The organism is Streptomyces sp. RFCAC02 (genome assembly GCF_004193175.1).
GTDB lineage: Bacteria > Actinomycetota > Actinomycetes > Streptomycetales > Streptomycetaceae > Streptomyces.
On the sequence record NZ_SAUH01000001.1, the window covers coordinates 1259211 to 1277947 of the forward strand.

15 protein-coding genes are annotated in these 18737 nt (G+C 73.8%); 7 read left to right on the plus strand and 8 right to left on the minus strand.

Annotated elements, in window-relative coordinates; translation table 11 throughout:
• Positions 1-41: 41 nt before the first annotated feature.
• The 4 genes from EMA09_RS05695 to EMA09_RS05710 form a co-directional block, all read right to left on the minus strand.
• Entirely contained in the window at positions 42-1712 is a 1671-nt protein-coding gene (locus EMA09_RS05695; RefSeq protein ID WP_129839505.1) for a glycoside hydrolase family 13 protein, read from the minus strand.
• 85 nt (positions 1713-1797) lie between these two features.
• Positions 1798-2760 carry a carbohydrate ABC transporter permease gene (locus EMA09_RS05700; RefSeq protein WP_129839507.1) on the minus strand — a complete coding sequence of 321 codons (963 nt, stop codon included), beginning with the start codon at positions 2758-2760 and terminating at the stop codon, positions 1798-1800.
• A gap of 2 nt (positions 2761-2762) precedes the next feature.
• Positions 2763-3641, minus strand: a complete 879-nt coding sequence (locus tag EMA09_RS05705; RefSeq protein ID WP_240796632.1) for a sugar ABC transporter permease — start codon at positions 3639-3641, stop codon at positions 2763-2765.
• 153 nt (positions 3642-3794) lie between these two features.
• Positions 3795-5054 carry an extracellular solute-binding protein gene (locus EMA09_RS05710; RefSeq protein ID WP_129839511.1) on the minus strand — a complete coding sequence of 420 codons (1260 nt, stop codon included), beginning with the start codon at positions 5052-5054 and terminating at the stop codon, positions 3795-3797.
• 379 nt (positions 5055-5433) lie between these two features.
• Between EMA09_RS05710 and EMA09_RS05715 the strand changes: the two genes are divergently transcribed.
• A complete protein-coding gene (locus EMA09_RS05715; protein ID WP_206305909.1) occupies positions 5434-6459 on the plus strand; it encodes a LacI family DNA-binding transcriptional regulator in 1026 nt (341 codons plus the stop codon).
• A gap of 117 nt (positions 6460-6576) precedes the next feature.
• Positions 6577-7566: a phosphatase PAP2 family protein gene (locus tag EMA09_RS05720; RefSeq protein ID WP_129839515.1), complete on the plus strand. Its 990-nt coding sequence runs from the start codon at positions 6577-6579 to the stop codon at positions 7564-7566.
• Positions 7567-7594: 28 nt separating this feature from the next.
• On the opposite strand, the gene EMA09_RS05725 is transcribed toward EMA09_RS05720, so the two are convergent.
• The 3 genes from EMA09_RS05725 to glnA form a co-directional block, all read right to left on the minus strand.
• Positions 7595-10567, minus strand: coding sequence for a bifunctional [glutamine synthetase] adenylyltransferase/[glutamine synthetase]-adenylyl-L-tyrosine phosphorylase (locus EMA09_RS05725; protein WP_206306035.1), 2973 nt, complete (start codon positions 10565-10567; stop codon positions 7595-7597).
• Positions 10568-10642: 75 nt separating this feature from the next.
• Entirely contained in the window at positions 10643-11062 is a 420-nt protein-coding gene (locus tag EMA09_RS05730; RefSeq protein ID WP_240796244.1) for an NUDIX domain-containing protein, read from the minus strand.
• The gene (glnA, locus tag EMA09_RS05735) at positions 11059-12420 is read right to left on the minus strand and encodes a type I glutamate--ammonia ligase (protein WP_129839521.1); all 1362 of its coding nucleotides are present in this window, start codon (positions 12418-12420) and stop codon (positions 11059-11061) included. Before glnA ends, EMA09_RS05730 begins: the two co-directional genes overlap by 4 nt.
• Positions 12421-12786: 366 nt before the next feature.
• Here glnA and EMA09_RS05740 point away from each other — a divergent pair, with 366 nt between their 5' ends.
• The 5 genes from EMA09_RS05740 to EMA09_RS05760 all read left to right on the plus strand — a co-directional run bounded on the left by EMA09_RS05740 (position 12787) and on the right by EMA09_RS05760 (position 17493).
• Positions 12787-14316 (plus strand): ATP-binding protein, encoded by a 1530-nt coding sequence (locus EMA09_RS05740; RefSeq protein ID WP_129839523.1) that lies wholly within the window; start codon positions 12787-12789, stop codon positions 14314-14316.
• Positions 14317-14473: 157 nt separating this feature from the next.
• Positions 14474-14863: a roadblock/LC7 domain-containing protein gene (locus EMA09_RS05745; protein ID WP_129843847.1), complete on the plus strand. Its 390-nt coding sequence runs from the start codon at positions 14474-14476 to the stop codon at positions 14861-14863.
• Entirely contained in the window at positions 14860-15270 is a 411-nt protein-coding gene (locus EMA09_RS05750; protein WP_240796245.1) for a DUF742 domain-containing protein, read from the plus strand. Before EMA09_RS05745 ends, EMA09_RS05750 begins: the two co-directional genes overlap by 4 nt.
• A complete protein-coding gene (locus EMA09_RS05755; protein ID WP_129839525.1) occupies positions 15251-15910 on the plus strand; it encodes an ATP/GTP-binding protein in 660 nt (219 codons plus the stop codon). The genes EMA09_RS05750 and EMA09_RS05755 overlap by 20 nt, the downstream gene beginning before the upstream one ends.
• Positions 15907-17493, plus strand: a complete 1587-nt coding sequence (locus EMA09_RS05760) for a cytochrome P450 (RefSeq protein ID WP_346655809.1) — start codon at positions 15907-15909, stop codon at positions 17491-17493. Before EMA09_RS05755 ends, EMA09_RS05760 begins: the two co-directional genes overlap by 4 nt.
• On the opposite strand, the gene EMA09_RS28200 is transcribed toward EMA09_RS05760, so the two are convergent.
• Positions 17387-18526, minus strand: a complete 1140-nt coding sequence (locus EMA09_RS28200; RefSeq protein WP_168220645.1) for a hypothetical protein — start codon at positions 18524-18526, stop codon at positions 17387-17389. The two genes, EMA09_RS05760 and EMA09_RS28200, sit on opposite strands and share 107 nt — an antisense overlap.
• Positions 18527-18737 lie beyond the last annotated feature (211 nt).

Sequence of the window (18737 nt, forward strand, 5' to 3'; positions counted from 1 at the left end):
CCGCTCGGGGCCGGACCCGGTGTCGTGTCGTGTCCCCGGTGTCACTCCTGCCACCAGACGGCGGTGTCCACCGGCAGCGGCCCGGTGCCGTCCCAGCCGTCGCTGGTCAGCAGCGCGTGCCCGCCCGCGGTGAGGACACCGGGCAGTTCGGCGGGGGCGGCACCGGTGTTGACGGCGCACACCAGCGAGACGCCGTCCGCGCCGCGCCGCCGGAACGCGAGGACGCCGGCCGGCGCGTCCAGCCACTCGACGCCGTCGCCCGCGCCGAGCGCGGCGTGCGCGCGCCGCAGGGCGAGCGCGGAGCGGTACAGCTCCAGCGTGGACGCCGGGTCGCCCGTCTGGACGGCGACGGAGTGGGCGCCCCAGCCGTCGGGCTGCGGCAGCCAGCTCCCGCCAGCGCCGAAGCCGTACGACGTGCCGTCCGCCGCCCACGGGATGGGTACGCGGCAGCCGTCCCGCAGCCCGTCCTGCCCGTCTCCCGAGCCGTCGCCGTGCGGGCCGCGCCGGAAGAACGCCGGGTCCTGGCGCGCCTCGTCGGGCAGGTCGGTGACCTCGGGCAGGCCGAGTTCCTCGCCCTGGTAGACGTACGCCGAGCCGGGCAGCGCCAGCATCAGCAGGGTCGCGGCGCGGGCGCGGGCGATGCCGCCGCCGAGGCGGGTTCGGTGGCGGACGACGTCGTGGTTGGACAGGACCCAGGTGGTGGGGGCGCCGACCGGCCGCATCGAGTCGAGGGACGCGTCGATGACCTCGCGCAGCGCGGCGGCGTCCCAGGCGGTGTTGAGGTAGTGGAAGTTGAACGCCTGGTGCAGCTCGTCGGGCCGGACGTACAGGGCGGTGCGGCCGGCGTTCGGGGTCCACGCCTCGGCGACGCCGATGCGCTGGTTCGGGTACTCGTCGAGGATGCGGCGCCAGGAGCGGTAGATCTCGTGGACGCCGTCCTGGTCGAAGAACGGCAGGACCTGCGTGCCGAGGAGCTTGAGCTGCCCGGTGTGGCCCATGTCGGGCAGGCCGGCGGCCTTGATGAGGCCGTGCGCCACGTCGATGCGGAAGCCGTCCACGCCCATGTCGAGCCAGAACCGCAGGACGGAGCGGAATTCGTCGCGGACCGCCTCGTTGTCCCAGTTGAAGTCGGGCTGTTCGGGCGCGAAGAGGTGCAGGTACCACTCGCCCGGCGTGCCGTCGGGGTCGGGGACGCGGGTCCAGGCGGGGCCGCCGAAGATGGACTCCCAGTCGTTCGGGGGGAGGTCGCCCGACGCGCCGCGGCCGGGGCGGAAGTGGTAGCGGTCGCGCAGGGGCGAGCCCGGTCCCTCGCGCAGGGCGCGCTGGAACCACTCGTGCCGGTCCGACGAGTGGTTGGGCACCAGGTCGACGATGACGCGCAGCCCGAGGCGGTGCGCCTCGCGGATGAGCGCGTCGGCGTCGTGCAGGTCGCCGAACATGGGGTCGATGGCCCGGTAGTCCGCCACGTCGTAGCCGGCGTCGGCCTGCGGCGAGGCGTAGAACGGGCTGAGCCACACGGCGTCCACGCCGAGGTCGGCCAGGTAGGGCAGCCGTTCGCGGGCGCCGGCGAGGTCGCCCATGCCGTCGCCGTCGCCGTCGGCGAATGAGCGGGGGTAGACCTGGTAGATGACAGCGTCGCGCCACCAGTCGCGGCGCTGGTCGTGGCCGGGGCCGCGGGTCGGCTGTGTGCGGTCGGCGAGGTGCTGGGTCATGTCGTCCCTGGGTGTGCTCGTTGAGGCAGCGGGCTGGTCGTGGGGGCGCCGGCCGGGATGGTGCGCGGCCCGGCCGGCGGGTGGTTCAGGCCTTGGTCGCGCCGGCGGTGAGGCCCGCCTGCAGGTGGCGCTGGGCATAGCCGAAGACCAGGGCGGCGGGTACCGCGATGAGGACCGCGGCGGCCGTCATGTAGTGCCAGTCCTGGGTGTGCTGGTTCACGAACGTCTGGAGGCCGCCGGCGAGGGTCAGGTTGTCCTCGCCGGTCATGAAGGCCGTGGCGTACGCGACCTCCGCCCACGCGGTGACGAACGTGTAGAAGCCGGTGACGGCGAGGCCCGGCCGGGCGAGCGGCATGATGAGCCGCCAGAACGTCCCGAACGGCGACAGGCCGTCCACGCGCCCCGACTCGTCGATGGAGACGGGGACGGTGTCGAAGAAGCCCTTCATCATCCACGCGCAGAACGGCACGGCGATGGTGAGGTAGGTGATGATGAGCGCCGCCGGCTGGTTGAGCAGGCCGTAGCTCGACATCAGGTTGTACAGCGGCACGATGAGGATCGCGACGGGGAACATCTGCGTGATCAGCAGGGTCCACATCAGCGGGCGCATCCCGGGGAACCGGAAGCGGCTGAGCGCGTATCCGGTGGTGGAGGAGATGAACACGCCGATCACCGTCGTCGTCAGGACGATGACGACGGAGTTGCCGAGCCAGGTGGGGAACGCGGTGTCGCCCAGGACGTGGCGGTAGTTGTCGAACGTGAAGTCCGAGACGAACGCGAGGGAGAAGGTCTCGCTCTTCGGCTTGAACGACGTCACCAGCAGCCAGAACGGCGGGAACAGCGCGATGAACGCGGCGGCCAGCAGGCCCGCGTGCAGTCCGATGGAGGCAGCGCGCCCCCGTTCCCCGCGCGGCCGCGTACGGCCCCCGCGGCGGCCGGTGCCGGCGGGCAGCGGTCCGGCGGGCCGCCCGGAGCGCGGGGACGGCACCTGGCCGCCGGGCTCGGGCGCGGGTCCCTGGCCGAGTCCCTGTGTCGTGTCGGTTGCCATCGTCACCACACCTCTCCCTGTTTGCGGAGGGCCTTGCGGTAGGCGACCGCGAACAGCACGAGGAGCAGCAGGATGAGCACGCCCCAGGCGGCGGAGTTCGCGAAGTCGCGGGGGCTGGCGACGAAGGCCAGGCGGAACGCCTCGGTCACCAGGATGTCGGTGGAGCCCGCCGGACCGCCCCTGGTCAGCAGGAAGATCACCGGGAACATGTTGAACGTCCAGACGGTGCTGAGCAGTACGACCGTCATGCTGACGGACCGGACGCCGGGCAGCGTGATGTTGGTGAAGCGCTGCCACGCGTTCGCGCCGTCCATCTCGGCGGCCTCGTACTGCTCGGCGGGGATGGACTGGAGCGCGCCGAGCATCGCGATGAGCATGAACGGCACGCCCAGCCAGACGTTGACGGCGATGACGGCGGTCTTGGCCCAGGTGGGGTCGGACAGCCAGGGGACGCCGTCGATGCCGGCGCCGTCGAGGACGCCGTTCAGGATGCCGTTGCGCTCGTTGAAGAGCATGCGCCAGGCGAAGACCGACACGAACGCGGGGATGGCCCAGGGCAGGATGAGGGCCATGCGGTAGGCGGTCCGGCCGCGGAGGGCACGGTTCAGCATGACGGCGAGCGCCAGGCCGAGGGTGAACGTGATGCCGACGCAGGCGACCGTCCACAGCACGGTCCAGCCGAGGCGGTCCCAGAAGGTGCTGTCCTGGAGGATGTCGCGGTAGTTGTCGAGCCCGACGAACTCGTAGCTCGCCTCGATGGTGTTGACGCCGATGTGGCGTTCGACGTTGCGTTCGTCGGCGTCGGTGAGGGACAGCCAGACGCCGCGGACGAGGGGCCAGCCGATGATGGCGGCGATCACGGCGACCACCGGGGCGATCATCGCCCAGGCGTACCAGTACGTGGCGAGCTTCCTGCGCAGGCGGCCGGGGGCCGCCGTGTCGCGGCGGCGCGGGCCGCGGGTGCGCTGCGCACCCGTGGCCCGGGCCGGGACCGTGCTCTGCGGGGTGACGGCGTCAGCCATGGTCCGCTCCGCTCACTGCCAGTCTTCGAGGAGGTCGCGGTACGCGTCCCCGGTGTCCCGCGCGGCCTCCTCGGGGGAGGCCGAGCCGGTCAGCATCGCCTCGATGGAGACCCGCAGCGGCTCGAACAGGGACTGGGCCTCGGGGATCCAGGGGCGTTCGTGGGCGACGTCGACGGCGGGCTTGAAGAACTGCACCATCTCGTTGGACGCGACGCTGTCCACGTCGTAGACGGAGGCGCGGGTGGGCAGGAGGCTCAGTTCGTCGGTGATGCGCTGCTGGGTGGCGGCGGAACTCATGTACTTGACGAACTCGAACGACGCGTCGGCCTCGGGGGTGCCGGCGTAGACGCCGTAGTTCCAGCCGCCGAGGGGGGACGCCTGCTGCTCGCCGCCGGCCGGGACGGCGGCGACGCCGAGGTCGTCGCCGAGGGCGGCGGTGGCGTCGGCGATGGCCCAGGGGCCGTTGATCATCATGGCGACGTCGCCGTCGGCGAAGGCAGCCATCATGTTCTCCCAGCCGTCGCTGGTGTCGGTGATGGCGGCGCCGGAGTCGATGAGCGACTGCATGCGCTCGAAGGCGGCCACGCCGGCCGCGTCGTCGACGGTGACCTGCTGCGCCCCGGCGTCCACGAGGTCGCCGCCCTCGCCGTAGAGGAACGGGAGGAACCAGTACGGGTCGTCGCCGCGCACGTAGAGGGGGGTCGTGCCCGCGTCCTCGTAGGCGTCCTTCTCGTCGACGATCTGCTGGAGCGAGGTGGGCACCTCGACGCCTGCGTCGGCGAGGAGCGCCTTGTTGTAGAACAGGGCCAGGGTGTCGGTGACCTGCGGGACGGCGTACGTCTCGCCGTCGTACTGGGTGCTCGCCCAGGCGGTGGGCAGGTAGTCGTCCTGGTTGTCGACGGCCGCGGTGCCGTCCAGCGGGTAGAGGTAGCCGAGGCTGGCGAAGTCGGCGACCCAGGCCACCTCGGTCCTCATCACGTCGGGGGCCTCGTTGGCCGCCGCCGCGTTCTTGAAGCGGTTCTGCGCGTCGTCGAAACCGACGTTGACGTACTCGACGGTGACGCCCGGGTGCTCGGTCTCGAAGTCCTCGGCGACGGCCTGGAAGACCTCGGCCTCGGTCTCGTTGGACGTGTCCCAGAAGGTGACCGTGCCGGACAGCTCGCCGCCCGCGGAACCGGTGCCCCCGCTGTCGTCGCCGCCGTCGCTGCCGCAAGCGGTTGCGGCAAGCGCCAAGGCCGCGACCACGGCCGTCGTCCCTATGCTGCGTCGCATGTGAACTCCTTCGAGCGTTTCGCCCGTTTTAGGGGGCTTCATCCACCCTATGCGCCGCGTCCCTGCGGCGCCGGACCGGGAGGAACGTAACAGCGGGCCACACGATTGGAAAGACCTTGCGGCAACTTTCTGAAAGCCGCCTCGGAGCTGAGCCGAACGGGTGACCGCGCCGGGAGCACGCCGGGGCGCGCACGCCCGCGCCACCGGCGGCCCGGCCCCCGGCCGTCCCCGGCGGCGCCGCGCGGACGCCGACGGCCCGTGGACACGGGGGGCGCTGGAAGAACTTGCAGAGCGGCGGCAAGCCCGGACGGCGCGCGCGGTGGCGCGTACCCACCCGGGCAGTGGGCAGCGTCGGCGGCGCCGGGTACAGTCCGGACCTGTGACCGCGCGGCTAGCTGACATCGCAGCACAGGCGGGGGTCAGCGAAGCGACCGTCAGCCGAGTCCTCAACGGCAGGCCCGGCGTCGCCGCCGCGACCCGCGACTCCGTGCTGACCGCTCTCGACCTCCTCGGCTACGAGCGGCCCGCCCGCCTGCGGGAACGCAGCGCGGGCCTCGTCGGGCTGATCACCCCGGAGCTGGAGAACCCGATCTTCCCGGCCTTCGCGCAAGTCATCTGCCAGGCACTCACCCGTCAGGGTTACACGCCCGTCCTCGCCACCCAGACACCCGGCGGCTCCACCGAGGACGAGCTGACCGAGATGCTGGTCGAGCGCGGCGTCTCCGGGATCATCTTCATCTCCGGGCTCCACGCCGACACCAGCGCCGACATGGAGCGCTACGAACGGCTCCGCGGGCACGGAGTGCCGTTCGTCCTCATCAACGGCTACTCCCCGAGGGTCAGCGCGCCCTTCGTCTCGCCCGACGACCGGGCGGCGATGCGGCTCGCGGTAACACACCTCGTCTCCCTGGGCCACCGGCGGATCGGGCTCGCACTCGGACCGGCCAGGTTCGTGCCCGTGCGCCGCAAGATCGAGGGATTCCTCGACGCCATGGCCGCCGAGCTCGGCCTGGCCGAGGACGCGGCCCGCGAGCTGATCGAGCACTCGCTCTACACGCTCGAGGGCGGCCAGGCGGCGGCCGGCGCCCTCCTCGCCCGCGGCTGCACGGCCGTCGTGTGCGCCAGCGACATGATGGCACTCGGTGCCATCAGAGCCGCGCGGCAGCGGGGGCTCACCGTCCCCGACGAGTGCTCCGTCATCGGCTTCGACGACTCGGCGCTCATCGCCTTCACCGACCCGCCGCTCACGACGATCCGGCAGCCCGTGCCCGCCATGGGCCAGGCCGCCGTACGCGCGCTGCTGGAGGAGATCGGCGGCACCCCGGCACCGCCCAGCGAGTTCGTGTTCATGCCCGAACTCGTCGTCCGCGGCTCCACCGCCGCGGCCCCCGCGGACGGCCGCTGAACCCCGCGTCGTCCGACACGCCGATCCCGTCCCCCGAATGGCCCTGATCCCCGCGAGGCCGACAACAGGACAGGAGGATGATCGGGTGGACGGAGGTCTCTGGCAGACTGTGCAGCCATGGGGGACATCAGTGTCAGGCCGAAAGACAACCGGGTGAACGTACGCAAGCCGCTGTCCCCCCGCGCGGAGGACGCGCCCACCGCTCCCCCGGCACCGGCCGGCCGCCTCCGCGCGGTCCGCCGCCCCCGCCTCTGGTTCGAGCTGCTGCTCATCGCGGTCAGCTACGCGGTCTACTCCGCCGTCCGCAACGCGGCACCCGCCCGCGTCGAGCAGGCGCAGGACCACGCCCGGTGGGTCTGGGACCTCCAGGGCAGCATCGGTCTCGACTTCGAACACGCCGTGAACCACGCGATAGCCAAGGTGACCTGGCTCATCGTGCCGATGAACTACTACTACGCCACGCTTCACTTCGCCGTCACCATCGGCGTGCTGATCTGGCTGTTCCGGTGGCACCCCGGCCGGTACGGGTCGACGCGCCTCGTGCTGTTCGTCACCACGGGCGTCGCCCTGGTCGGCTACTACTTCTTCCCCCTGGCCCCGCCGCGGCTCATGGCGGGCATGGACTTCATCGACACCTCGTCCGTCCACCACACCTGGGGATCCCTGTCCGCCGAGGGCACCACCATGGCGGAGGTCTCCAACCAGTACGCCGCCATGCCGTCCATGCACATCGGCTGGTCCACGTGGTGCGGCCTCACCATCGCGATCCTCGCCAAACCGCTGTGGATACGCGTGCTGGGCGTCCTGTACCCGGTCCTGACCCTGCTCGTGATCGTCGCCACGGCCAACCACTTCTGGCTGGACGCCGTGGGCGGCCTGGTGTGTCTGGGCTTCGGGTTCCTCGTCTCCCGCCTCTGGTACGGCCGCCTCTGCTACCGGCTGCCCCGCGACGTCGCCGCGGGACCGGCCGCGGGCGCCCCGCCCGCCACCGCCCCGGCCCCCGCCCGGCCCGCGACCGCCGCACGCACCGCCGAGGAGCGGCCCCGGAGCGTACGGGAGACCACCGAACGGCCGGAACCGAGAGGACGGCCGGGCGGGAAGCCGTAGGCCCGGCGGGCGTGCCCCCCGGACCCGCTCAGTAGAACCGCCGCTCCACCACCGCGCGGGCACGCCGCGTGACCCGCCGGTAGTCGTCCAGCATGCGGCCCGCCGCCCCCGGCTCGTAGCCCAGCAGCCGGGCGACGGCCGCCGTCTCCCGCCCGTCGCCGGGGAACGTGTCCAGCGGCCGGCCGCGGACCAGCATCGTCGCGTTCCGCACGCGGGTGGCCAGCAGCCACGCCTCGTCCAGCACGTCCGCCTCCTCCCGCTCGAGCAGGTCCGCGTCCGCCGCCGCCGCGAGGGCCGCGCGCGTCCGGGTCGTGCGCAGCCCGGGGACGTCGGCCGCGTGCCGGAGCTGCAGGAGCTGCACGGTCCACTCGACGTCGGAGAGACCGCCGCGCCCCAGCTTGGTGTGCGTCGTCGGGTCGGCGCCGCGCGGCAGCCGCTCGGCCTCCATGCGGGCCTTCAGCCGCCTGATCTCGCGCACCGCGTCGTCGCCGACGCCGCCCTCCGGGTGGCGCAGCGGATCGACCAGCGCGACGAAGCGCTCCCCGAGCCCCGCGTCCCCCGCGACGGGCTCGGCGCGCAGCAGGGCCTGGCTCTCCCACACGAGGGACCAGCGGCGGTAGTACGCGGCGTAGCTGGCGAGGGAGCGGACGAGCGGCCCCGACCTGCCCTCGGGCCGCAGGTCCGTGTCCACGAGGAGCGGCGGGTCGACGCTCGGCAGGCGCAGCAGGCGCGTCATCCCGGTGGCGAGGGCCAGGGCGTCCGCGGCGGCGCGCTGGTCGTCGGCGCCGTCGCGCGGCTCGTGGACGAAGATCACGTCCGCGTCGGAGCCGTAGCCCAGCTCGTGGCCGCCGAACCGGCCCATGGCGATCACGGCGAGCCGGCAGGCGGGCGGGCCGCCGTCCGGCCCCGTGACGGCGGCGGTGGCGGCCTCCAGGGCGGCCGTGAGGGTGGCCGCGTTGATGTCGGTGAGGGCGGTGCCGACCTCGTCGGGGCCGTACGCGCCGACGATGTCCGCCGCGGCCGTCCGGAACAGCTCGCGGCGCCTGACCCCGCGCGCCGCGGCGACGGCCCGCTCCGGGTCGCCGGCGCGGCGCACGGCGGCCAGGACCTCCTGCGTGAGCGCGGCGCGGGTGCGGGGGCGCAGGCCCTCCTGGTCGCCGAGGAGGGCGACGGCCTCGGGGGCGCGCAGCAGCAGGTCGGGCGCGAAGCGGCCGGCGGACAGCACCCGGGCCAGGTTCTCGGCGGCGGCGCCCTCGTCGCGCAGGAGCCGCAGGTACCAGGGGCTGCTGCCGAGGGCGTCGGAGACCTTGCGGAAGTTGAGGAGGCCCGCGTCGGGATCGGCGGAGTCGGCGAAGCGGTCGAGCAGGACGGGCAGCAGCGTGCGCTGGATGGCCGCCTTGCGGGTGACGCCGGACGCGAGGGCGCCGAGGTGCCGCAGGGCGGCGGCCGGGTCGCTGTAGCCGAGGGCCACGAGGCGTTCCCTGGCGGCCGACTGCCCGAAGCGCACCTCGTGCCCCGCGTCGAGGCGTGCGACGGCGTCGAGCAGCGGCCGGTAGAACAGTTTCTCGTGCAGGCGGCGCACGGCCGAGGTGTGCCGGCGCCAGGCGGCGGTCAGGTCGGCGACCGGCTCGCCCGTGAGGCCGAGGGAGCGCCCCAGGCGCCGCAGGTCGGCCGTGTCCGTCGGCATGAGGTGGGTGCGGCGCAGGCGGTGGAGCTGGATGCGGTGCTCGACGGTGCGCAGGAAGCGGTAGGAGGCGTCGAGGGACCTGGCGTCCTCGCGGCCGACGTATCCGCCGTCCTCGAGGGCGGCCAGCGCCTCCAGGGTGGGGGTCCGCCGCAGCGTCGGGTCGCTGCGGCCGTGGACGAGCTGGAGGAGCTGGACGGCGAACTCGACGTCGCGCAGGCCGCCGGGGCCGAGCTTCAGTTCGCGTTCGGCCTGTCCGGCGGGGATGGAGTCCTCGACGCGCCGCCGCATCCGCTGCACGTCCGGCACGAAGTTCTCCCGCTCGGCGGCCTGCCAGACGAGGGGCGCGATGGCCTCGCCGTAGGCGTCGCCCAGCTCCTCGTCGCCGGCGACCGGGCGGGCCTTCAGGAGGGCCTGGAACTCCCAGGTCTTGGCCCAGCGGCGGTAGTACGCGAGGTGGCTGGACAGGGTGCGGACGAGGGGGCCGTTGCGGCCCTCGGGGCGGAGGTTCGCGTCGACGGGCCAGATGGTGCCCTCGGCGGTGGTGTCGGCGCACAGCCGCATCATGCGGGCGGCGAGGCGGGTCGCCGCCCGCAGGGCGCCGGCCTCGGCATCGTCCCCCGCGCCGCCGGGTCCTTCGGGCGGCTCGGCGACGAAGACGACATCGACGTCGGAGACGTAGTTCAGCTCCCGGCCGCCGCACTTCCCCATGCCGATGACGGCGAGCCGGCAGGCCGCCGCGTCGTCCGGCGCCTCGTCCCCGGCGATGCGCAGGGCCGCGCGGAGCGTCGCGGTGGCGAGGTCGGCCAGCTCGGCGGCCGTCTCGGCGAAGCCGCTCGTGCCGGTGAGGTCGCGGGCGGCGATGGTGAGCAGGGCGCGGCGGTAGGACACCCGCAGGGCGTCGGCGTCGCGGGCGGGCGCGAGGGCCGCCTCGAACTCGGCGGTGCCCGGGTGCAGGTCGGCCCGCTCGAACGCGGCCAGCGCCGCCCAGTGGTCCGGGTGGCGGGCCAGGTGGTCCCCGAGGCCCTCGGAGGCGCCCAGGACGGCCAGGAGCCGGTCCCGCAGCGGCTTGGCGGCGGGGAGGGTGTCGAGGAGGACGGCGCGCTCCCGCGGCGGCAGGGCCTCGGCCAGGCGGACGAGGGCGCGCAGCGCGAGGTCCGGGTCGGCGGTGGCGCCGAGCGCGTCGAGGAGGACGCCGTCCCCCGCCGCCTGCCCCAGCACCGAGTCGTCCAGCAGCCGCACCGCGGTGGCGGGGTCGGCGAACCCCCGCCGCGCAAGCTGCCCCGACCGGCTGTCCCGTCGCCCCTCGACCGGCACCGATGGATCACCCTCTCGCGTCGTCACTCGCACCACGGTGGACCTGCGGGGAAGCGTACGCCCGCGGGCGCGGGTTCAGGCGAGGACGCCGGCCGCCCGCAGGTCGTCGAAGAGGAGCCGGTCCACCGGCGGGACACGGGACCGGTCCGCGTGGCGGAACCAGGCCAGCTCCTCGATCTCGGCGCTCGGGGCGAGCGTGCCCTCGTACGCGCCCGTCCAGCAGCTCATCCGCACCAGTGGTCCGCCGGGCGGCCCGCCGGGGGCCTCGTAGGTGCCGAAGTGGACGGCGGTGGCGGGGTCGACGCGGACGGTCAGCTCCTCCTCGACCTCGCGCACCAGCGTCTCGACGTCGGTCTCGGCGCCCTCGCGCTTGCCGCCGGGGACGTAGAAGACGTCCTTGCCGCGGGGCCGCGCGCACAGGACGCGGCCGTCCACGGTGAGGATCCACGCGACGGTGTCCAGCAGCGCGCCCGCGGGGCGTGCCGTGCCGGTCACAGGACGGGGAGGTTCTTGCGCAGCTCGAACGCGGTCACCTCGGAGCGGTACTCCTCCCACTCCTGGCGCTTGTTGCGGAGGAAGAAGTCGAAGACGTGCTCGCCGAGGGTCTCCGCGACGAGCTCGCTGCCCTGCATGAGGTGGATCGCCTCGCCGAGGTTCTGCGGGAGGGGCTCGATGCCGAGGGCGCGCCGCTCGTGGTCGCTGAGCGCCCACACGTCGTCCTCGGCGCCGGCCGGGAGTTCGTACCCCTCCTCGACGCCCTTCAGGCCGGCGGCGAGGAGGACGGCGTAGGCGAGGTACGGGTTCGCTCCGGAGTCGAGGGAGCGGACCTCGATGCGGGTGGAGCCGGTCTTGCCCGGCTTGTACATCGGGACGCGGATGAGGGCGGAGCGGTTGTTGTGGCCCCAGCAGATGTACGACGGCGCCTCGCCGCCCGCGCCGGCGGTGCGCTGGGTGCCGCCCCAGATGCGCTTGTAGGAGTTGACCCACTGGTTGGTGACGGCGGAGATCTCGCCGGCGTGCCGCAGCAGGCCCGCGATGAACGAGCGGCCCACCTTGGAGAGCTGGTACTCGGCGCCGGTCTCGTGGAACGCGTTCCGGTCGCCCTCGAAGAGCGACAGGTGGGTGTGCATGCCGGAGCCGGGGTACTCCGAGAAAGGTTTCGGCATGAAGGTGGCCTGGACGCCCTGCTCCAGCGCGACCTGCTTCATGATCAGGCGGAACGTCATGATGTTGTCGGCCGTGGAGAGCGCGTCGGCGTACCTGAGGTCGATCTCCTGCTGGCCGGGGGCGCCCTCGTGGTGGGAGAACTCGACGGAGATGCCCATCGACTCCAGCATGGTGATGGCCTGGCGGCGGAAGTCCATGCCGATGTTCTGCGGCGTGTGGTCGAAGTAGCCGGAGGTGTCGGCCGGCGTGGGCTGCGAGCCGTCGACGGGCCGGTCCTTCAGGAGGAAGAACTCGATCTCGGGGTGGGTGTAGAAGGTGAACCCGAGGTCGGAGCTCTTGGCGAGCGCGCGCTTGAGCACGTAGCGCGGGTCGGCGTACGAGGGGGAGCCGTCCGGCATGAGGATGTCGCAGAACATGCGGGCCGTGCCCGGGGCCTCGGCGCGCCAGGGCAGGATCTGGAACGTGCTCGGCGCCGGCTTGGCGATCATGTCGGACTCGTGGACGCGCGCGAAGCCCTCGATGGCCGAGCCGTCGAACCCGATGCCCTCGTCGAACGCCTGCTCAAGCTCGGCGGGGGCGACGGCGACCGACTTCAGGAAGCCCAGCACGTCGGTGAACCACAGGCGCACGAACCGGATGTCCCGCTCCTCCAGCGTGCGGAGCACGAACTCCTGCTGCTTCTCCATCTCCACCCATCCTCGCTGGTCAGAACCGCCTCGTCCCCGCCGCGGGGCATCCGGGACTCCCGAGCATCCCATCACAGGATTTCCCGGGCGTTGCACACGCGCGACCGCCGGGTTCCCGGCCCGTGGCGGCCGGGGAAGCCCTGGCCCATGATGCACGGAAAGCAGCAGTTCGCCGAGAGGCACGGAGAACCGCAGGTCACCGGCGTCCGCTGCGTACGGCGGCACGGGGCGGACCGGGTCCCGGTGACCTCGTTCGGGGGACGTTTTCGCAACTGCCTGCGGCAAGGGCCACTGGCCCTCTACTGTCCCTGCCACGTAGCGAGTTGCCGTCGCTACGGTCTGTCGTACGGCCGTTTAAGGATGCTCATGGTGCACGCCGGATCGTTACAGCGCATTCGCCAGCCCGGTCCCGCCGGGGGGCGGTGGCTGCTGCCGCCCGTCCTGCTGGCGCTCGGCGTGGCCGTGGCGGCGTTCTTCGTCCCCGGCGACACCCGCGCGCCGCTGCTGTGGTGCGGCGCCGCGGCCACGCTCGCCGCGGCCCTCACCGCGGGCGAGACCGCCCGGCGCGGCCGGCGCATCGCCGAGCTGGAGGAGCGGATCGAGCACCAGCTCGCCGACGCCGAGACCGCCGCGTTCGACCACCTCCCCGGCGCCCTGCGGAAACTGACCCAGGGGCTGCTGGAGGAGGACGTGATGCCGCCCCTGTCGCCGCACAGCACGTCGCACCCCCGGCTGACCCGGGCGCTGCGCGGGATGATGTTCGCGATGCTGGACGTGCTCCGCGAGAAGGAGTACCAGCGGGACTCCGGCAAGCGCGCCATCGTCAACATCGCCTGCCGCATCCAGACGGAGATCCATCGGCTCCAGAAGGAGATCCAGACGATGGAGTTCCGGCACGACACGCCGGAGATGCTGGGCGACCTGATGCGCCTCGAACACGGCATCAACGTCGCCGGCCGGTTCGCGACCTCCCTCGCCGTCCTCGGCGGCGGCACGCCGCTGCGGCGCTGGGAGGACCCGATCACGCTGCACGACATCATGCGGGCGGGCAGCGGCCCCATCATCGAGTACCTGCGCGTCAAGCAGCACCGCGTCATCGACGTGGCCGTGCCCGGGCACGCCGCCGAGTCGATGATCATGCTGGTCGCCGAGCTGCTGGACAACGCCACGCGCTACTCGCCGCCGGGCAGCACCGTCGTCATGAACTGCGAGGAGGTCGCCCTCGGCATCGAGATCTCCATCGAGGACAAGGGCACCGGCCTCACCGCCGAGTCGCGCAAGCGCGCCGAGTTCCTGCTCCAGCAGGGCGTGGACGGCGTGGACCTCACCGACCTCGGCGAGACCGCGCGGGTCGGCCTGCGCGTCGCCGGCATCCTCGCCGGGCACTACGGCGTCCGCATCTCCCTGCGGCCCTCGACGTGCGGCGGCGTCCGCGCGGTCGTCTTCCTGCCGAACGAGCTGATCGTCCCCGCCCCGCCCCTGCACTACGACCTGCCGCCCCTGCGGCCGCGCCCCAACTGGCCCACGCGCCACGCCGTCCCCGGCAGCCTGGTCGCCCCCGACGGCGACGAGGACGGCCCGCTGTACGAGCGCGGCGCGAACGGCCTGCCGCAGCGCCGCCGCCGCGTCCAGCGCACCGAGATCGTCCCCAGCAAGCGCTGGCCCCGGCAGACCGTCGAGGAGGCCGAGCAGCAGGCCGCCGAGCGCGCGGCGCGCCGGGCGGCGGAGCAGGCCGACCGGCAGCCGGCGGCCGGCCCGCCGACCGGCGCGCCCGGCGGGCAGGAGAGCGCCGGCGACCGGCCGCCCGGCCTGTGGGTGGATGCGTTCTTCGCCGGGCTGCGCGCCCACGACGGAGGGACACCCGCCGACGGCGGCGGGGAGGGCACCGCCCCCTGAGCGGCCGCGCCGCCCGCCCAGGACGCGGGCACGGTCGCGAAGGGTGCCTCGGAGGAAAGCGTCGGAAGAGTAAGGGTGAGAGCACGTGACACAGCGTCGGTTCGACGGTCGGGCAAACGGCTGGAACGGCGGCGGCACCGCCGGCCGGTTCAGGGACATGGACTGGATGCTGCGGGACCTGGCCGCCACGGTCCCGGGCATCGGGCACATCGTGCTGCTGTCCTCGGACGGACTGTGCATGGCGCAGCACGGCGACGACCGGGACAGCAGCGAACGGATCGCCGCCGCCGCGTCCGGCATCAAGAGTCTGGCCCAGTCGGTCGCGCGGGAGATGCCGGGCGAGGACGAGTCGCTGCGGCTGGTCCTGCTGGAGATGGCCGGCGGGTACTTCTACCTCATGTCGGCCGGCGAGCGGTCGTACCTCGCCGTCACCGCCTCCCCGACCGTGGAGCCGGGCCTGGTGAGCCAGCGGATGCGGGACCTCGTCCTGCGCATCGGCGAGCACCTGTCCAGCGCCCCCAGGACGCCGGAACGGGCAGCGCCGTGACCCTGCCGAGCCGCGGGGCGCGCCAGGACCGGCCCGTCCCGCTGTATGTCGTCACCGGCGGCCGCAGCGAGTCGGACGGCGAGGGCGGTGGCGGTGATCCGTTACACCTCGACCTGGTCACGCTCGTGATCACGCGGTCGGTGCCGGACGCCGCCGACCCGGGTCCCGACCCGGAGCTTCCGCCCGAGGCGGCGGCGCTGCTGCGGGCCTGCCAGTACCCGCTGTCGGTGGCGGAGATCTCGGCGCACCTCGGGCTCCCGTTCAACGCGATCACGATCCTGCTGACCGATCTTGCGGCCGCCGGCCATGTGGAGCTGCGGCAGACCCGTGCGGAGCGGCGGCGGGAGGCCGCCGATCCCGACATCGAGACCCTGAAGGCGCTGATCGATGGCCTGCAACGACTCTGACCACGCGGCCGCCCGCCGCCCGGGACCGCGCCGCGAGGACCGCCTGCCGCAGTCGGCCGAGCAGGCGGTGAAGATCGTCGTCGTCGGCGGGTTCGGCGTCGGCAAGACGACGATGGTCGGCTCCGTCAGCGAGATCCGCCCGCTGACGACGGAGGAGACCATGACCCGCGACAGCGTCGGCGTGGACGACCTGGCGGGCATCCCGGAGAAGCGGGAGACGACCGTCGCGATGGACTTCGGCCGGATCACGTTCGGCGGGCGGCTCGTGCTCTACCTCTTCGGCACGCCGGGGCAGCAGCGGTTCTGGTTCCTGTGGAACGGGGTCATCGACGGCGCGCTCGGCGCCGTCGTGCTGGTGGACAGCCGGCGCCTCGAGGACTGCTTCCAGCCCATGGACCGCCTGGAGGAGGACGGCGTCCCGTTCGTCGTGGCCGTCAACAACTTCCCCGACGCGCCCCTCCACCCGCTCGCGGAACTCCGCGCCGCCCTCGACCTGCCCGACCACGTGCCGATGGTCGACTGCGACGCGAGGAAGCTCGATTCGAGCCGGGACGTCCTGCTGACGCTGCTGCGCCACCTCTACGAATCCGCCACCGCTTCAGCCACCGCCACGACCCCGGACCCATCGGAGGCACTGTGACCGCGCCCTCACCCGACCCGTTCCCCGCCGGCGCAGCGACGACCGGCGCGTTCCCCGCCGGGACGTTCCCGCCCGGCTCGTCGCTGAACCACGCGCCGTTCAGCGTGCCGCCGCCGGGCTGCCCGGCCCACGACGCGGGCCCCGGCGGCGTGCAGCGGCTGTACGGGCAGGCCGCCGCCGCCGACCCGGCCGGCCTCTACGAGCGGCTGCGCCGGGAGCACGGGCCGGTCGCGCCCGTCCTGCTGGAGGGCGACGTGCCGGCGTGGCTCGTCCTCGGCTACGACGAGATCCTCGACGTGACGCGCAACCCGCGCCGCTTCAGCCGCGACGGCCGGAACTGGGCCGCCTGGCAGGACGGCCAGGTCGACGCCGCCGCCCCCATCGCGCCGGTGCTCCTGTGGGGACCCGACTGCACGCACCAGGACGGCGCCGTCCACGAGCGGCTCCGCAGCGCCGTCAACGAGAGCCTGGACCGCTTCGACCGGCGGGGCCTGCGCCGCCACGTCCAGCGGTACGCGCGGGTGCTGATCGGCCGGTTCTCGCGGCAGGGGCGGGCGGAGGTGCTGTCGCAGTACGCGCAGCAGCTCCCCATGCTCGCGCTGACGACGGTCCTCGGCCTGCCCGACGAGGAGGGGCCGCGGCTCGTCGAGGCCAGCCGGCAGCTCCTCATCGGCACGGACGCCGCCGTCACCGCCGACCGGTACATCCAGGAGACGCTGCGCGCGCTCGTCGCCGCCAAGAAGGAGGACCCGGGGCACGACCTCGCGTCCTGGCTGGTGGCGCACCCGGCGGAGCTGAGCGACGAGGAGGTCGTCCACCACCTGCGGCTCGTCATGGTCGCCGGGAACGAGACGACGACCAACCTCATCGTCAACACGCTGCGGCTCGTGCTGGCGCACCCCAAGTTCCAGATGTCGGTGCGCGGCGGCCAGATGACGCTGCCCGCGGCCGTGGAGCAGGTGCTGTGGGACGAGCCGCCGATCTCCGTGTGCCCCGGCGGGTTCGCGACGCAGGACCTGGAGCTGGGCGGGCAGAACGTCGCGAAGGGCGACGTGTTACTCCTCGGCCTGGCGGCGGCCAACGTCGATCCCGCGGTGCGGCCCGCGCCGTGGGCGCCGATGCACGGGAACCGGTCGCACCTCGCGTTCACCAGCGGGCCGCACGAGTGCCCGGGCCAGGACATCGGGCGGGCCATCGCGCAGACGGCGATCGAGGTGCTGCTGGCGCGGCTGCCGGACATCCGGCTCGCCGTCGATCCGGACGACCTGAGCTGGAGTTCCTCCACCTGGTCACGCCACCTGGACGCGCTGCCCGTCGAGTTCGGTCCGCGCACGGTGGACGGCGGCGCCGGGGACGGCGGGGAGCAGGCCGACGGCGACCGGGCGGACGGCGGCGTGCGCGCGCGTCCCGCCGGCGGGGGCGGTGCGGGGAGCACGGCGGTGCCGCCGTCCGCGCCGACGGCACCGGGCGAGGGCGTCAGCCGACGCTGGTGGGGTCTGGGGCGTGGGCGGACGCGCGGGCGGCGGGCGCGACCGGCACCGGAGGGGCCGCGGGGGCTCCTGAGCCGGGTGCGGGGACGCTGACGCGGGGGCCGGCGCCCGCCGTCCGGCCCGCCGCCGGCGCGGGGACGGCGGCGGTGACGCCGGCGCTCCCCGCCCCGCCCGCGTACCTGGCCGTGGCGATACCCCAGCGCTGGTTGCCCGCCATCCAGGCGCGCAGGCCGTCCGCGTACTTCAGCACGGCGTCCCGTCCGGTCCGGTCGAGGCCCCACGGCCCGGCGCACAGGAGGGGCAGGCGGGCGGCGAGTGCGACGAAGAGCTGGACCCGCCGCCGCACCAGGCCGACCACGTCCTCGATGGCCTCCGCCCGGTCGCGGCCGAGGGTGCGCTGCCGGATGAGGACGAGGTTGTGCGGGTCGCCCTGGGCCTCCTCGCGTTCGAGGGAGTGCACGTCGTTGCAGAGGAAGACGACGTCGCCCGCGCAGCGCGTGAGGGTCCTCAGCTCGCGGCTGTGGTGGGCGACCGGGGGCACCTCGAAGTGTCCGGCGCGTTCGATGAGGTCGAAGCAGGGGGCGGTGCCGACGGTGTCGCGCCGCAGGGCGAGGTACGTCTCCTGGTCGAGCGCCACGCCGAGGGCGCGGTTGGTGGCCTCCTCGACATAGGCGTGGAAGAAGCGGGCCAGGTTGCCGGCCGCGCGGTCGCGCCAGGCGTCCGACATGCCGGCGGCGCTGCGGCGCCACACGTCGGCGTACGCGTGGGCGACGGGTGCGTCCAGCGAGGGGCGGGTGCCGGGGGGCGCGTAGGGGATGGCGGTCAGGGCGGCGGCGAACGCGGCGGCGGCCTCCGGGTCGCGGCCCAGCGGCCCGTCGAACTGGTCGTCCAGCGGGAAGCCGAGGCAGACGGCGTCGGTCACGAGGTCGAGGTCGTCGCCGGTGGCGTCGGGGTAGGCGTAGGAGGCGAGGTCGGTGAGTCCCCAGTCGCGGTAGCGGGCGAGGGCCGCGCCGGTGCCGACGAGGCGGTGGGCGCGGACCCAGTCGATGTGGTGGTCGCGCGCCCGGTCGGCGGCGGGATTGCGGCGGGCCGGGAAAGGCAGGAAGAAACCGATGTCCTGGGGCATGGAGGAAGCTCCTCTTCGTTCTCGCTGCTGGATCGCTTTCTCTCGTGGACCGTTCGTGCCCACCGGTGAGCGTGCGGGGGCCGCCGGAGATCGCGGGGCGATCACCGACGGATCGGGCGCGGCCCCCGCCGGACAGCCGCCCCGGGTCCGGCGCATGCCGGACGGTGGAGCGGGGAAGCCCTGCCCGTGCTGGTCGAGTCGCAATCCGGCC